Origin of the sequence: Sphingobium sp. RSMS (assembly GCF_005406185.4) — a bacterium.
GTDB lineage: Bacteria > Pseudomonadota > Alphaproteobacteria > Sphingomonadales > Sphingomonadaceae > Sphingobium > Sphingobium fuliginis.
On the sequence record NZ_CM191258.1, the window covers coordinates 763,754 to 780,022 of the forward strand.

Sequence of the window (16,269 nt, forward strand, 5' to 3'; positions counted from 1 at the left end):
CTCAGATGCCGGATGCGCGGCCATGCTGCTTGTCCAGGGCAATCTGGTTGGAAAGCTTCGCCGCGGTCAGAAACTGCCGCTCATTATGGATGGAACCGACGGCGATGAAGAGGATCAGCGCGCCGACGACTGCCTTGCGATAGGGGGAGAACCATCCCAGCGCCGCGAAAGCCAGCGCGGCAACCGCGATGTCCGCCGCGTAAAGGAAGGTGATTTCTCCATAGACGCTGTGGAAGAGTATCTTCGAAGCCAGGAACAGGCCCAGCGCCAGGCCGATGGGCCGCCTCTGCCGGTCGGCCAGCGTTCCCGCGACGCCTCCGGCCAGCAGGACCAGCCAGGCGGCGGCGGCGATGCCGCCCGCGACGCCCCACTGGCCGAGCGGCGCGAACTGGTTGGTCACGACCGTCGAGGAGCCGATCTCCGTCTGCATGTCGGCCCGCTGCGGCGATGGCACGACGCCCGGCATCAGCAGGGCGTTGCGCGCGCTGATGGACGGGTGCCATGCCATGCCGGCGGCGTGCATCTTCGGTCCGGCATAGGTCTTTTCCTTGACGATGATGCGCGGGTCGAGCCAGAAGGCGGCGCGGTGCAACAGCTTCATCTGGACCGCGGAGACCGCCGACACCAGCAGGAAGGCGCCCCCGCTGACCAGCAGGAACTGGCGGAACGGCAGGCGGAAGAAGGCGGCCGCCAGCCCCAGGCCCCAATTGGTGATCAGCATCGCGACGCTTGCCGCCGAAGCGACGATCCAGCCGGCGCGGGGCAGGCTCCGCATCGAACAGGTGAAGATCAGCATCAGCACGATGCCGGTCGCGCTGAATGCATAGGTTTCGATAAAGGCATACCAGTGGAGGAAACCGGCGCTGGCGAGCAATGCGAGGGTGAAGCCGGCGGCCGCCGCGGGGGCAAGGCCCATCAGCCGCATCGCCACATGGAAACCCCCCGCGCTGACCGCGGCGGCGAGCATCAGCAGCAGGCCGATCGCCTGCATCGGCGGCAGGCCCAGCAAGGCCAGCGCCTTGACCGATGACAATGCGGTTATGGAAAAGAGCGGATGGGCGACGGTGCGGTTCTGGTACGGGCTCCAGCGCTCCGTCATGTTGGAGATGACGCGGGGCGGATCGGCCTGGAAATAGATGTTGAACGTGTCATAGACCTGCGGCGACAGCGCCTTGCCGTTGAACAGGCAGATCGCCATGGCCGTCATGCTGAGCAGGATGACCAGCACCAGGTCGACGCGGCCGACGCCGATCGGCCAGATGCGGCGGGCGGGCGCGCCAAGCGCGGTCGCGGCCATCTCAGCTCAGCCCCGTCACGAGCACGCCCGCCACGATCAGCCCGATGCCCCCGAGACGCGCCGGCGAAATCGCCTCCCCCAGCAGCCAGAAGCCGCAAATGGCGGTGACCACGATGCCGAGCGCGACGCAGGGATAGGCCTGCGACAGGTTCATGCGGGACAGGACCATCAGCCACGCCCCGGCGCTGAGGCCGAACATCGCCATGCCGACGATCACCAGGGGGGTGGTCGCGATGGTGGTCGCGATCTCGATCGCCGATCCGCGCGCCAGCGCATTCTGCACCGGGACGCCGTTCATGCCGATCTTCATCAGCACCTGCGATCCGGAGGACAGCAGCACGCAGGTCAGGACCAGAAGCGGCCACAGCAGGCCGGCGGCCGCGCGATGTTCAGCCAGGGCTTGGGCAGGCAAGGTTTTCCTCCGGGGATGGGATCAGTGCGCCGCGAACATGATGAGCAGGACCAGGCAGACCATGCCCGAACTCATGCGGTCGCGCAGGGCGAAGACGACCGGATCGTCGTGGATCAGGCGGCGATGCGCCAGCATCAGCATCCGCCCCACCCAATAGAGCATGATCGGGCAGATGATCCACAACAGGTCGGGATGGCGATAGGAGCCGTTGACGGCCGGCGAGGTGAAATAAAGCGCCAGCACGGTGATGGAGACATAGGCGGAAGCCACCGCCATCGACATCACCATGGTCATGTCGCTGACCTTGTAATTGCGGTTGCTGGCGTCGCCCAGATCGGCGTCCTTGCGCTTGGCGAGTTCGGTGTAGCGCTTGATCAGCGCCAGGCTGGTGAAGAACATGACCGCGAAGGCGAGCAGCCAGTCGGACATGACGATCCCCGTCGCCGCGCTGCCGCCGATCACCCGCACGGCGTAGAGCAGGGATAGCGCCAGGACATCGATCAGGAATTTCCGCTTGAGCACGAAGCTGTAGGCGCTGGTAAGCGCGAAATAGCCGAACAGCACGCCCAGCAGCGGCAGCGACACCATCGCCCCCGTCAGCAGGCCGAGAGTCAGCAGCAGGCCCGACACGATCAGCGACGCCCCGATCGGCAACTGCCCGCTGGCGAGCGGACGGCCGCGCTTGCTGGGGTGCCGCCGGTCGGCATGCAGGTCGACGATGTCGTTGACGATATAGATGGACGACGCGATCAGGGAGAAGGCGACGAAGGCGCAGAGGCTTTGCAGCAGGGCCAGCCGGGTGATCTCATTGCCGATCAGCGGCGGCACGAAGACCAACGCATTCTTCACATATTGGTGGACGCGCAACTGACGCAGCCAGAGCCCGGGGCTGGCCCCTTCCTCCGCCAGGGCCTTGAGCGGGCGGCCCCTGCGCTGCATATGGCGGAAGGCGGCGGTGGGCGCGCGCACGGCATAGCCTTGCGCGGCATGCTCCCAGACCGGGACGTCGACCATGGCATTGCCGATATAGTCGAAGCCGCCCTCCCCGAATTCCGCGACCAGCCGGTCCCGCTTGGCCCTGCCCGACAGGTTGGTCGTCCCGTCGGACGCGAACCAACCGTCGAACAGGCAGAGATGATCCGCGATCTGCGACACCAGCCGGGCATCGGCCGCCGAGGCGAGGTAGGTCGGCCTTCCCTCCGCCCGCGCCGCGCGGATCAGGGAGAGCACCTGATCGTCATAGGGCAGGTAATGGGGATCGAAATCGGGGCTGTCCGCCAGTTCCGCCTTGATCGCCGCCTTGTTCCATCCCATGCGCAGAAAGGACGAGAGGATGGTGCGGGGTCTGTCGTTGAAGGCCGAGATCAGGCATTCGACCAGCAAGTCCCCCTTGATCAGCGTGCCGTCCAGATCGACGACAAGCGGACGGCATTGGGTATTCACCTGCGGCTTCGACTGGACAGCAACTTGCATGGCTTCCCCTTCACTTCATCCAAACTGATTAGATGTGAGGCGAGGAAGCGAATCAATTAAGGGGAAATTGCTAAGGGTTTTCGCGGTGCGCGGGAAGGAACAGCCTTTCCTGTCACTCCGCGCTTCGGCCGGGCCTGGCGATGCGTTTCACGTCCGCTTCCGTGACGGGTTGGGGATAGGCGTTGCCGAAATGGGTCCGCACATAGGTGATGACCGCCGCCACCTGCGCTGGCGAGAGCATGTCGCTCATCGGCGGCATCGCGCCCTTGCCCTTCGTCACGATGGTGACCGGATAGGCGGGATCGGCCAGCTTCCTGTTCTTCGCCAGAGCCGGAATGGCGCCGCCGCCGCTGCCCATGGCATTGGGCATGTGGCAGGCGGCGCAGATCTGCCTGTAGACCTTCTCCCCATCCACCGCCTTGTTCTTCGCCTGCACGCCGCCGGGCGTGTCGGCATGGCCCGGCGCGGCGAGAAGGGCCAATAGCGGCGGGACGAGGATCAGGGCGCGGCGCGGGCTCATGCCGCCTGCGTCCGCTGGTGGATGCGCGTGATCGCGTCGAGGCCGGAGAGCAGCGATCCTTCCATCCAGCCACCATAATAGCTGGCATGTTCGCCCGCCAGCACCACGCGCCCGTCAATGGCGACCAGATTCTGGTAATGCGCCTCCCGGTTCTCCTCGCTCCAGCGCGATGTGCATCCCAATATCCAGGGCACGCGGCTCCAGGGCACGGAAACGCCGTTCAGGAATTCCTTGCGATATTGCGGATGGAAGATTTCGCCCTGCGCCAGCGCCGCCTCTATCCGTTCCTGCGGCGTCATGCCGGTCAGTTCGAACGCACCCGCATCGCGGGCGAACGCGCCCAGCAGCACCGCCGGTCCCGGCGCGAAGAAGCGGTCGTTGGGATAGGATAGCTGCGCGATCGGCTGGTCGGTGAAGCTGTGGCCGCCATAGATATTGTCGTCCTCTTCCCAGAAGCGGCGCTTGAATTCCATTCCCATCTTGAGTTGGCCGGCATAGGGCACCGCCTTCATAGCCGCCGCCAGTTTCGGCCCCACTTGCATCTCGACCTGGCTGATGATCGACAGCGGGATGGTGCACACGCACCAGTCGGCGCTGACGCTGTTCATCCTGCCGCTCGGCACGTCCCTGTAGCTGACGGTCACGCCCTTGCCGTTCTGGGCGACCTTCGTGACCTTGGCATTATAGGTGATGAGCTTGCCGACCTGCTTGGCGAAGGCCTTGCCGATCATGTCCATGCCGCCCACCGGCTGGAACATGGTCGTCTGCATCACATAGTTGAAATAGAAGCTCATCGCCGTCCAGACCTGCGGGTCGAGCACGTCGCCCAGCTTCGCGATCTGGGAGGGCGTGGGAGCACCGCCGACGCCGCCGCCGGGCGGGCGGTCATAGCCCCGCTGGGCGGAGACGGCCACGCTGCTGGTATAGGCCATATTGTCGTCGAGCACGCCCCAATGGCGCAGCGCCTCCAGCAGCTTCTCCTTGTCCTCCGCGCTCACGCTGCCGTCCAGCGCCTTGGCGTTCGCGGCCTTGGCCAGCAGTTCCGATGTGTGGCCCCGGAAGTCGGTCGCCACCGCCTTGTAGCGCTGCGGCTTGCCGTCAAAGGCTTCGCTGGAATGGATGAAGCCATTATGGTTGAGCTGGATGAACGGCTCCAGCGCCACGCCGAACTGCCGGCAATAATGCAGCAGGCAGTTGTGATGATGCGGGATGCGCCAGGGGCCGGGATTGATGTAGTTGCCCGGCGCGAACTGCACCTTCTGCACAGTGCCGTCGCTTTCGGTGAAGGTGTCGCCGCCGCGCAGCGTATAGTTGCGGCCGCCCGGACGGTCCTGAAACTCCAGGACTTTGACCTGATAGCCGGCCTTTTCCAGTTCATAGGCGGCGACCATGCCGGCCAGGCCCGCGCCCAGCACGACGACCGACGCGCCCGGCTTCGCGCCGGAGAGGACGGGGGGACCGTCGAACTGGGTTTCGGCGGCATGGCCCAGCGCGGTCATCGCCTGGTACATGGCCGCCGCGCCACCCGCCTTGCCGATCAGGCCCAGAAGCTGGCGGCGGCTCGGCTGCATGCTATTCTCCATAATACCCCCTGTGCGCGGCGGCGGAAGTTCAGTTACCCCTGGCAGCGATCGCCTCGATCTCGATCAATTGCTGCGGCCGGGCGAGGCCCGCGATCTGGAAGGCCGAGCGCGTCGGCAGGTTGGGCTGCTCCGCCGTGCCGAAGAATTTCTTGTAGGCCCGCGTCATGCCGTCGCGGTCCATCTTACCGCCCAGCTTGGGGTCTCCCACCAGGAAGACGGTCAGCTTGACCACATCGCCCATGGTGAGACCCATTTCCGCAAGCTGCGCCTTCATCCTGGTGAAGATCGACATTGCCTGCGCCTCGGTATCGCCAAAGGCGCCGGGGCTTTCCGTATCCTTGGGGTCGATGGGCGCGCCGGTCGCGCCGGAGAGGAAATAGAGCGTGCTGCCGGGCGGGACCACGGCGGCGCTGGCGATCATCGCGCCGGGGGCCTGTTTATGCTCCACCGGCGCGGCATGGGCCGTCGATGACAAGGAAGCGGCGGCAATGATGCCGACAAGAGAAAGCCTGAACGCCGACGGATTTGCCATGAACGCCCCCATTCCCATATTGCTGATGCCTGTATCCCGATGAACGAGGCGGGAAGGAAAATCCTCCATGCCTATGTTGCGGTATCATTGCCCGCCGGAAACAAGTTCTGCGACGTCATAATATTTTCCGTTGGCGATCACCTTCCTCACATTGAAAGTGTTCGCGATATTCTCCCGCGGATCGCCCGCGAGGAGGGTAATGTCCGCCAGCTTGCCAGCCTCCAGCGTCCCCGCGTCCAGGTTGAGCGACTTGGCCGAATTGACCGTCGCCGTCTGCAAGGCCTGGAAGGGCGTCAGCCCCGCATCCACATAGGAGGAAAGCTCCGCATGCAGGTTGGTCGCGATCATCGTGTCGGTGCCCGCCGCGACCAGCGTGCCGGCATCGAACATCTTCTTCAGGCTGGTCAGGCTGCCCGCCATCATCGGCCGCAACAGCGCCGCCATCGGATCGCTTTCCGTCACCGTCTTGCGCGCCCAGAGCGGATAGAGGTTGATGCGCGGATCGTCGCGATAGGACGGGTTCTTCTCCAGATAATTGGTCAGGGCGCCGAAATTGGTGGGTGTCAGCGTCCGGCCGCTCCTGCCGAAAAGCTGGATCACATCTTCATAGGCCATGCCCATCGGCCCCTGCTTGGGCGAATAACCGCGGCGGCTGGTGGCGCCCAGATGCTCGGTCGCGTCGACGCCTGTATAGGCGGCGGGGAAGATTTCATGGCCGGTGACCGGCACGCCCATCTGGTGCGCCGCCTCCACGATGCGCCGCTGGTAGATGTCGGGCATGCGGACATAGCTTTTCAATATGTCATATTTCAGGATGCGGGCGCGCTCCAGCTCCCGCTCCAGATGGGCCGGGCCGGAAACGGCGACGCCCATCTTGTAATAGACGCGCTGCCATTCGAACAGCGGCCCGTTGACATAGAGGCGCGGGCTGATGCGCACGCCCGCTTCGGCTGCCTCCCGGTCCTCTATCGCGTCATAGACCTGATTGCCCGGATCGCGCACGGTGGTGATGCCGTAGGCGAGCCATGCGCGTTCCAGATTGGAGCCGAAATCCTTTTGCAGATGGGCGTGATGCTCGATCAGGCCGGGAATGGCGGTCAGGCCGGTGCCGTCGACAAAATGCTCCGCCTGATGCAGCGCCGGATCATGATCGCGGATCGCGGCGATGCGGTTGCCCTCGATCACGATGTCCTTGTCATGCTGGGTCTCGTCGCGGACGGAGTCGACCAGATTGCTGACGTGGATCACCATCCGCCCGGTCGGATTGGCGAGGCGGTAGCTGAGGTCGACCGGAATCTCCCGGATCACGCCGGTTTCGGTATCGATCGCCTTCAGCTTGTCCGACGACTGGTAGAGGATGGTGCGGCTGTCAGCGGTCCAGGTCGGGAAATAGGAGATTTCGGAGGTGTAGCTGCGCGGCGGACCCATCGGCTTGCCGTCGGCGGCGACGGGCCAGATCTTGAGCAGGCCTTCGTAGATCGCCGCCATCTTCGTGCCGTCAGGCGACCAGGCGGGACCGCCGCCGCCCCGCGTGTCGGTTCCGGCATTGTCCTGCGGCACCTGCCAGAAGGGCTCGCCCTTGCCATCGGCGGGGATGACGTAGATCTGGTTGGTGCCCTCACGGAAGCTGTTCGAATATTTGTAGGAGAGCGCGATGGCGACATATTTGCCGTCCGCCGACCAGGTGGGGCTGCCCGGCTGGCCGAGCGATGCCTGAAGCCGCGTCACCTTCCCGCTCGCCACGTCGACGACGCAGACGCCCGCGACGCCCCAGCGCCCGTCGACGTCGAGGAAGGCGATGCGCCCGCCGTCATGCGACCAGGTTGCGCCAAGCGGCTGGGTGTCCATGTCGGTGAGCTTGCGGTCCTTGCCGGTCCTGAGATCGCGTATCCACAGTTGCGGCAAGCCGCCGCCCTTGTCGGAGGTATAGACGATGCTCTGCCCGTCAGGCGACCATGCGGGATCGGCGTCCAGCGCGGCGTCCTTGGTGAGGTTCTCCGGCACGCCGCCCTTGGAGGACATAAGGTAGAGATCGCCCAGCGCCACGAAGGCGATGCGGCTGCCGTCGGGCGAAATGGTGGGATGGACGATGCCCAGCGCCTTGCGCGGCGCGGTGGAATCCCAGTCGCGCTTCGCCCGCGCATAGCTGGGCTTCACCACCTCCAGCGTGGCGGCGAAATCGACGGTGGAGAGGCGTCCGCCGCTCCGGTGCCTGATCTTGCCGTCCGAGACGTAATAATAGCCGCCCCTCCCCCAGCTTATGCGGAAGGGAAAGACATTCTCGGTCCCGCTGACGGCCTTGCCATCGACCTCCAGGTGGCTGCCCTTCGCGTCCTGCACTACATAGGCGAGTTCGCCGCCGGGGCCGAAGGAGGGCGCATCCACCCTGCCCTCGACCTGCTTGAGCAGGCTTTCCTTGCCGTCCGTCAAGGCGGTCGAATAGAGCGCCGTCCTGCTGCCCTCTATCCCCGCATAGGCGATCCTCGCGCCATCGGGCGACCAGCTCGGCATCCGGTCCTCGCGCGGACTGCTGCTGATCTGCTTCACCGCCCCGCTGGCGACGTCCAGCGTCCAGATGTCGTAATTGCCGCTGCGGTCGGAGGAGAAGGCGATGGTCTTCCCATCGGGCGACCAGGCCGGTTCGCGATCATCCCACGCGCCCAGCGTCAGCTTGCGCATGTCGCTGCCGTCGGGCTTGATCGTCCAGAGATCGTAGCCGCCGTCGCGATAGGCGAAATAGGCGAGGCGCGATCCGTCGGGCGACCAGACCGGCTGGCGCGCATCGTTGAAATAGTCGGTGATGCGCTTCGCCTTGCCACCCCTGGCGGGGATGATCCAGAGGCTTCCCTGAAGGTCCACCGCCAGCCATTTGCCGTCCGGCGATACGGAGACGGCCATGGAGGTGCCCTCATGCACGTCGAAGGCGATGGGCTTTTCCCCACCCGGCGGGGGCAGATTGGCGGGCTGGGCATAGGCCTGCACGGCGCAGGCCGAAAGCAGGGCGATGGAAAACAGCTTCAGCGGAGACTTCATGTACGCGCCCTCTTACCAACCAAAGACATAGCGTTCGCGGCGCACGTCCGCCCCGCCGCGCAAGGTGCCGCTGCCAGGCACGACGCCCGCCGCGACGATGCCGGTGGAGACGGCGAACGGCCCTAGCACGTCGAGCTTGTGCCCGCGCGCGGCCAGATCGTCGCGGACCGATTGCGGCACGCGATTCTCGATCTCCAGCACGCCCGGTTCATCCTTCTTGATCGCGAAGGAGGCGTGGAAATGGTTGCTGTTGATGCGCGGCGCCTCGATCGCGGCCTGGAGCGGCTGGTCGAAGGCCAGCACGCGCAGCAGCACGTTCATGATCTGCTGGTCCTGATTGTCGCCGCCCGGCGTGCCGATGGCCAGATAGGGCGCGCCGTTCTTCAGCACCATGGAGGGCGAGAGCGTCGTGCGCGGACGCTTGCCAGGGACGAGCACATTGGGGCTTTCGGGGTCGAGGTCGAAGACGGTCAAGCGGTTGCTCATCGGCACGCCAGTGTCACCCGCGATATAGGCGCCGCCCAGCAACCAGCCCGAACTGGGCGTGGCGCTGAACAGATTGCCGTCCTTGTCGACCACTTCGATGGCGGTGGTGTCGGCGGTCGGGCGCGGCGGGGCCTTCAGCATATGCGGCGTAAAGGCGGGCGTTGTCCGAGCCTTGCCCTCGAACGCCCAGGGGTCACCATAGCGATGCTCCAGCGAAGCCTTCGGCCCGATCTGCTTCGCGCGCTCTGCGGCATAGGCCTTGGACAAGAGGCCCTTCATCGGCACGGTCGCGAAATCCGGGTCTCCGAAAAAGGCGTTGCGGTCGTCGAAGGCGAGCTTGATCGATTCCGCGACGATGTGGAGATAGGGCGCGGACCCCGGCTCCATCGACGCGATGCCCGCCGCCTCCGCAATGTTGAGCGCCATCAGCATGGCCGGGCCCTGGCTCCAGAAACCGCCCTTATAGACTTCATAGCCGAAGACGCTGGTCATCGTCGGGGTTTCGACCTTGCCCTTATAGGCGGCGAGGTCTTCATAGCGCATCAGTCCGCCGTCGCGCTCCATCGCCGCGCCGATCCGCCGGGCGATGTCGCCCTTGTAGAAGGCGTCGCGCCCGGCCTGGATCGCGGCCTTGCGGTCCTTCGTCTTCTTATAGGCCGCCCGGTCCGCTTCCGCGATGATGCGAATGGTCTTCGCCAGATTGGGCTGGCGGAATATCTCGCCCACTTTCGGCAAGGCCCCACCCGGATAATAGGTGTCATAGGCGTCCTTCCACTTGGACGTCGCCTTCTTCTGGCTGGCGAAGACTTCGGCCAGGAAGTTATACATGACGAAACCGTCGGCCAGTTCGATGGCGGGTTGCAGAACCTGATCGAGCGTCATCGTGCCGTTGAGCTGCAAGGCCAGTGCCATGGCGTCGACCATGGCGGGCACCGTGCCGCCATTGGGGCCGTTGCCGGGGATGACGCCCGCCCTGGCGAACCTGTCCGGCGTGGCGAGCATGGGCGCGACGCCCTGCCCGTTCACCAGCGAAACCTTCTTCGCCTTCGCGTCGTAGATGATGGTCGGCGCTTCGCCGCCGAAGCCGAAATGCGAAATCTCCGTCACGGCGGCCGCGAACACCGCCGCGACGCCCGCGTCCGTCGCATTGCCGCCCGCCATCAATATGCGCGTCCCCGCCGCCACCGCATAATGACGCCCGGCGGCGACGATGCCGAAATTGCCGACGATCTCCGGCCGCAGCGTTTCGCCGGCGCTCACCAGCCGGGTCGGCTCCAGCGGCGCCCTGGCGGCGGGCGCCGCGTCCTGCGCGGAGGCTCCCGTCTGGGCCAGGGCGACGCCCCCCACAGCCAATGCCGCGAAGTCGCGACGGCTCAATCCCTGCCCTGCAGTATCGGTCATGAACGAAGATCCCCTGTAATCGGCATAGTCAGCGCTACCCGAGGGAAAGCAGGCATCTGCCTTGCCGGTCGTTTCCCTGTAACGAGAATGATCCCGCTTTCCACTATGCTTCAGGAAATTTCATGGAATTTTAAAAATATTCATCCGGCCATGGCGGAAATCATGTTCTGATCAGTTCTACTCTCCCGAACGGATGCGATAGTGGGCGTTTCGTCCGTCAATGCATGCTGCCGGCGTGGGGCCGGAAACAACATGGTCCACAGGGGATGATGCCGGAACTCCAGCTATCGGGGGATCCGCGAATGCACAGTCTGGGCCAATTCCCAATATATAAGAACAACCGCCTGTCGTGCACGGGATTCATCGGCGCGCACCTGCCCGATAGCTGAACCGCGCAAAGCCCGTCCGCCGAAGGGATCGGCGGACGGGCTTCATCACAGGGGAACAGCAAGATGAGGGTGAGTAGGAACAGCATTTCGACGCTGGCGGGAGCCAGCCTTTGGGCATTGACGGCAGGGGCGCTTCACGCGCAGACAGCAGCCGACACCGCTCCGCAGGACAGCGGAGCAGACGCCGAGATCGTCGTCATCGGCACCCAGATCAGGGGCGCGAACACGACCGGCGCGCTGCCCGTCAGCGTGGTGGGCGAACAGCAGATCGAAGCGGTGGCCGCAGTGTCCGGCGCCGATCTTTTCCGGTCCATCCCGCAATTGGGCGGCGTGACCTTCAACGAACAGGTGCTGGGCGGCGGCAATGCGAACGCGGCGCGCGGCGACGTTTCCACCGTATCGCTGCGCGGCCTGGGCCAGGGCAACACGCTGCTGCTGATCAACGGCCGCCGCACCGTGCTGCACCCCACGTCACAGGCCATCACCGGCGTCATCGATTCCGGCGTCCCGACTTTCGGCTATAACGCCAACACAATTCCCGTCGGCAACATAGCGCGCGTCGAAGTGCTGCGCGACGGCGCGGCGGCTCTCTACGGTTCGGATGCTGTTGCCGGCGTCGTCAACAATGTCCTCAATTCCGATTTCAACGGCGCCAAGTTCGACGCGCAATATGGCGGAGCGGAAGGTACCAATCTTCGCGAGTTCACCGTCAACGGCCTGATCGGCAAGGATTTCAGCGAAGGACGCGGCAACATCACCCTGTTCGCCGGCTATGCGCAGAAGTCCAAGCTTTATCTCAGCGATCAGGATTATACCGCCAATGTCGACCGGCGCGGCTATGTGGCGGGCACCAGCTTCGCCGGCGTCTCCGCGTTCAACGGCACCAGCACCAGCACGCCCTGGGGCACGTTCCGCGCGCTCAGCCCCGCCGCCAACGGCACCTTCCTCAACCGGACGATCACCAGCAACGGCGTCGCCTTCACCAACAGTTCCAGCCAGTTCCACATCCAACCGAGCACCAACAGCGGATGCCGCATCCCGTCGGGCACCACCGGCACATGCTATGATGACGGCAACGGCGCGACGGAAATGGCGAACGTCGATTCCAACCTGCGCTTCAATTCGCCGGCGACGTTCGACGACCTCACCACCCAGCCTTCGGTCAAGCGCATCAACCTGTTCGCCAACGGGCATTTCGACCTGACCGACAACCTGACCCTCTATGGCGAAGCGGGCTTCTATCGCGGCAAGACGGAAGCGATCATCGGCGCGCCGGGTTCGCTGGCGAACATCCCGATCACCGTCGCCGCCAACGCCTATTGGAATCCGCTTGGGCCCATCGGTTCCCCCAACCGCCTGCCCGGGCTCAGCACCGCCGTCGTTCCGGCGACGGGCCTGCCCGTCCAGATCACGTCCCTCAGCTATGTCGATGTCGGGTCGCGCAGCGTGGAGGTGACCAATTATCAATATCGCTTCCTGGGTGGCCTGAAGGGTAATATCGGCAATTGGGACTGGGATACGGCCGGCCTCTATACATGGGCCACCGCCGCGGATACGCAGGAGAACTTCTCCAACACTTTGCTGCAGGCCGCGATCAACCGCACGACGCCCGACGCCTACAACCCCTTCAACGGCGGTTGCGTCGACGCGCCGTCCATCGGCGACTGCACGCCCAACAGCGACGCGACCATCGACAGCTTCCGCATCAAGGCGACGCGCAAGACACGCACGTCGCTGGCCCTGTGGGACTTCAAGATTTCCAACGCCCATCTGCTGGGCCTGTGGGCGGACAACAGCATCGGCATCGCGGCAGGCGTCGAATATCGCCGCGAAACCTATCATGACAATCGTTCCCCCTATCAGGGCGGCATTCGCGGGGTCGACACCACCTATACCGATGCCGTCACCGGCATCTTCTACGGTTCCGACCTGGGCGGCGCCAGTCCCAGCCCCGACGTGCGCGGCAAGCGCAACGTGAAGTCCGCCTATGCGGAACTCGCCATCCCGATCTTCAGTCCGGAAATGGAGGTTCCCTTCTTCCGCAGCCTCGATTTCCAGATCGCCGGACGTTATGAAGACTATAGCGACGTCGGATCGGTCGCGAAGCCGAAGATCGCGGGAAGCTGGGAACTGCTTCAGGGCATGCGGTTGCGCGGTTCCTGGTCGCAGGGCTTCCGCGCCCCGAACCTTGAGGTGATCAATACCTCCACGCTGGACCGCGTGAACACCGGCATCGACTATGTGCTCTGCGAAGCGGACCTGCGCGCCGGGCGGATTGCCAACTTCTCCCAGTGCAACCGCAGCATCTCCGTCCTGCGGCGCAGCGGCGGCAATCCCAATCTGAAGCCGGAGGAATCGGAAAGCTGGAGCTTTGGCGCGGTCATTTCCCCGCCGCTGGGCGACGGCTGGGGCAAGGTGACGTTCACCGTCGACCGCTGGCGCATCAAGCAGAAGAATGTGGTCGGCCTGCTCGACTATCAGAACGGCCTCAACCTCGATTATCTGCGGCGCGTGCAGGGCAGCAGCAATCCCAATGTCGTGCGCCGCGATCCCACGGCGGACGACGTGGCGCTGGTGGCGGGCACCGGACTCGCCCCGGTGGGCGAGCTGCTCTATGTGGTCGCCAATTTCGAGAACCTGCTGCCGGTGACGGTGCAGGGCATCGACTTCAACCTCGACTATCTGCTGCCGACCGCATCGATCGGCACCTTCTCCCTCAACGTCAACGCATCGCGCCTGATCAGCTATTATGTCGATGCTCCGGCAGGGGTGACGGCGGTGATCGACGGGCGCTCCGCGGGCCTGGTCAATGCGGGCGTGCCGATCCAGGGCGGCGGCGACGTGGTGGGCCGCGACGGCCAGCCGCGCTGGCGGATCGCGGCGACGCTCGACTGGACGCTGGGGCCGGTCAAGATCGGCGCCTATACGCAGTTCATCGACAGCGTATATGAGAATGCGGTACGCGATGGCTCGACCAATCCCTGGATCGTGAAGGGACAGACGACCGTCAATCTCTATGCCCAATATACGTTCAAAAATGGCGGGCCGCTCAACGACACGAGCATCCAGATCGGCGCGCGCAACATCTTCGACAAGGACCCGCCATTGGCGTCGGGCGGCTATCTGTCGAACCTCTACCAGCCGCAGGCGCGCTACTGGTACACCAGCATCAAGAAATCCTTCTGATGCGGCGGGATGCGGCGCCATGCTCCCGGCGCCGCATCCCCTTTTCCCTTGCCCCCAGGATCGAAGGTTGACCCATGTCCGCTCCCGATAAGCCCCGGCGCCCGGAAGCGCTCGACCGTCGAGAATTGCTGGCCGCCGGGCTTGCGGGACTGGCGCTCACGGGCCTTCCATCCGCCGCCCGCGCGCAATCGGGCGCCCGCGCCCCCGACGCGCCCCGCTCCGGCGGAACGAGCGTCGCGGCGCACCGTGTCGAAGTGCCGATGCCGCATGGCGGCGTCACCGCCGGTCATCCGCTGGCCGCCATGGCCGGAACCCGCATGCTGATGCAGGGCGGCAGCGCGGCCGACGCGGTGGTGGCCGCCATGGCGGTGATGAATGTCGTCGAACCCTGGGCATCGAGCGCGGGCGGCAACGGCTTCGCCACCTGCCTCGACCGCAAGGCGGGCAAGGTCCACTCGCTCGCCTTCACCGGCGGCGCGCCGCGCCTGCTCGACCCGCAGGTCGATCCCAAGGCGCTGGACCATGGCCCGAAGGCGTTGACGGTGCCCGGAGCCTTTGGCGGCTGGATCGCGCTTGCCCGGCGATTCGGCAGGTTGCCGCTCGCCACATTGCTGGAGCCGGCGATCGGCTATGCCCGCGACGGCCACCCGCTCGACCCGTCCATCGCCCTGTTCATCGGCCGGGCGCAAAAGACGCTGAGCCTCTATCCGACCAGCGCCGCCCTGTTCCTGCCGGATGGACAGCCGCCTGCGGCCCGCTCGATCTTCCGCAATCCCAATCTCGCCCGCACGCTGCAAGCGCTGGCCGATGCCGAGACGAAGGCGCTGAAGGGCGGCGCGGACCGGGATCGTGCCCTGCAAGCCGCCTATGACTATTTCTACTCAGGCCCCATCGCGCAGGAATTTGCGCGCTTTTCGACCGAAACCGGCGGCTGGCTGCGCCTCGACGATCTCAAGGCCTATCAGCCGCGCTGGAGCGATCCGGTCAGCACCCATTATCGCGGGCTGGACGTCTATAGCAGTCCGCTGACCTCCCGCACCGGGCTGGAACTGTGCGAGCAGCTCAATCTGGTCGAGGGTTTCGACCTGGCCGCCCTGCCCGCCGAGGGGCCGCAGCTCACTCATCTGCTGATCGAGGCGATCAAGGTCGCCAAGGCGGATGTCTATCGCTACGCCGCCGATCCCCGCTTCGCCCAGACGCCGGTCGAGGGCCTGCTCTCCAAGCGTTTCGCGGCGGAACGGCGCAGGCTGATCGATCCCGCCCGGGCGGGTCTCTATCCGGAGGGGGGCGATGCCGCCGCCTTCGACCGGGCGGCGCTGGAACAGGCGCGGCCGCGCTTCGCGGCGCGGGGCGACGACCGCACGCGAGGGGGCGACACGACCAGCCTGTCCGCCGTCGACGCGGACGGCAACGCCATCGCCGTCACGACCACCATTGGCGGCGGCTTCGGCACTTTTCTGGTGATGGGCGATACGGGCATCCTCTTCAACAACGGGTTGAGGCTGGGGTCCACCGCACCCTATGACGGGCACCCGAACAAGGTCGCGCCGGGCAGGATCGCGCTTTTGGGCAACGGCCCCACCATCGTTCTGGACAAGGGCCGGCTGCACCTGGTGTTCGGATCGCCCGGCGGCGAAACGATCGGCCAGACACAATTCCAGTTCCTGGTGAACATGGTCGATCGCGGCATGCCGATCCAGGCAGCCATAGAGGCGCCGCGCTTCGCGCTCGATGCCGATCCGAATTTCTACAGGCCCGGCGCTGCCATTACCGTGCAGGCGGAGGGCCGCTTTGCCGATCCGGTGCTGCAAGGGCTGACCGCCATGGGCCACCGGATCGAGAAGGTCGGCCCCTATGCGATCGGCAGCGTCCAGGGCATAGCGGTCGATCCATCGGGCGCGCGCATGGGCGGGGCGGACCCCCGCCGCATGGGCTATGCGGTCGGTTATTGAGGCGA

At 65.4% G+C, this 16,269-nt stretch carries 10 protein-coding genes; 2 read left to right on the forward strand and 8 right to left on the reverse strand.

What is annotated here, in order from left to right:
* Window position 1 precedes the first annotated feature (1 nt).
* The 8 genes from EGM87_RS21405 to EGM87_RS21440 form a co-directional block, all read right to left on the reverse strand.
* Complete coding sequence (locus EGM87_RS21405; RefSeq protein ID WP_025547691.1) at window positions 2-1,297, reverse strand: hypothetical protein; 1,296 nt, start codon at window positions 1,295-1,297, stop codon at window positions 2-4.
* Between the two features lies 1 nt (window position 1,298).
* Window positions 1,299-1,709 (reverse strand): DMT family transporter, encoded by a 411-nt coding sequence (locus tag EGM87_RS21410; RefSeq protein WP_025547692.1) that lies wholly within the window; start codon window positions 1,707-1,709, stop codon window positions 1,299-1,301.
* A 21-nt stretch (window positions 1,710-1,730) separates the two neighbouring features.
* Window positions 1,731-3,182 carry a UbiA family prenyltransferase gene (locus EGM87_RS21415; RefSeq protein ID WP_025547694.1) on the reverse strand — a complete coding sequence of 484 codons (1,452 nt, stop codon included), beginning with the start codon at window positions 3,180-3,182 and terminating at the stop codon, window positions 1,731-1,733.
* A gap of 112 nt (window positions 3,183-3,294) precedes the next feature.
* Window positions 3,295-3,702, reverse strand: a complete 408-nt coding sequence (locus EGM87_RS21420) for a c-type cytochrome (RefSeq protein ID WP_025547696.1) — start codon at window positions 3,700-3,702, stop codon at window positions 3,295-3,297.
* Window positions 3,699-5,285: a flavin monoamine oxidase family protein gene (locus EGM87_RS21425; protein ID WP_025547698.1), complete on the reverse strand. Its 1,587-nt coding sequence runs from the start codon at window positions 5,283-5,285 to the stop codon at window positions 3,699-3,701. The genes EGM87_RS21420 and EGM87_RS21425 overlap by 4 nt, the downstream gene beginning before the upstream one ends.
* A 28-nt stretch (window positions 5,286-5,313) precedes the next feature.
* A complete protein-coding gene (locus tag EGM87_RS21430) occupies window positions 5,314-5,817 on the reverse strand; it encodes a RidA family protein (RefSeq protein WP_025547700.1) in 504 nt (167 codons plus the stop codon).
* An 84-nt stretch (window positions 5,818-5,901) separates the two neighbouring features.
* Window positions 5,902-8,850 carry an amidohydrolase family protein gene (locus EGM87_RS21435; RefSeq protein WP_137708875.1) on the reverse strand — a complete coding sequence of 983 codons (2,949 nt, stop codon included), beginning with the start codon at window positions 8,848-8,850 and terminating at the stop codon, window positions 5,902-5,904.
* A gap of 12 nt (window positions 8,851-8,862) precedes the next feature.
* Window positions 8,863-10,737 carry a gamma-glutamyltransferase family protein gene (locus tag EGM87_RS21440; protein WP_044661104.1) on the reverse strand — a complete coding sequence of 625 codons (1,875 nt, stop codon included), beginning with the start codon at window positions 10,735-10,737 and terminating at the stop codon, window positions 8,863-8,865.
* Window positions 10,738-11,189: 452 nt separating this feature from the next.
* Between EGM87_RS21440 and EGM87_RS21445 the strand changes: the two genes are divergently transcribed.
* Complete coding sequence (locus EGM87_RS21445; protein ID WP_171009941.1) at window positions 11,190-14,312, forward strand: TonB-dependent receptor domain-containing protein; 3,123 nt, start codon at window positions 11,190-11,192, stop codon at window positions 14,310-14,312.
* A 74-nt stretch (window positions 14,313-14,386) separates the two neighbouring features.
* Window positions 14,387-16,264, forward strand: a complete 1,878-nt coding sequence (locus EGM87_RS21450) for a gamma-glutamyltransferase family protein (protein WP_025547705.1) — start codon at window positions 14,387-14,389, stop codon at window positions 16,262-16,264.
* The last annotated feature ends 5 nt before the right edge of the window (window positions 16,265-16,269 follow it).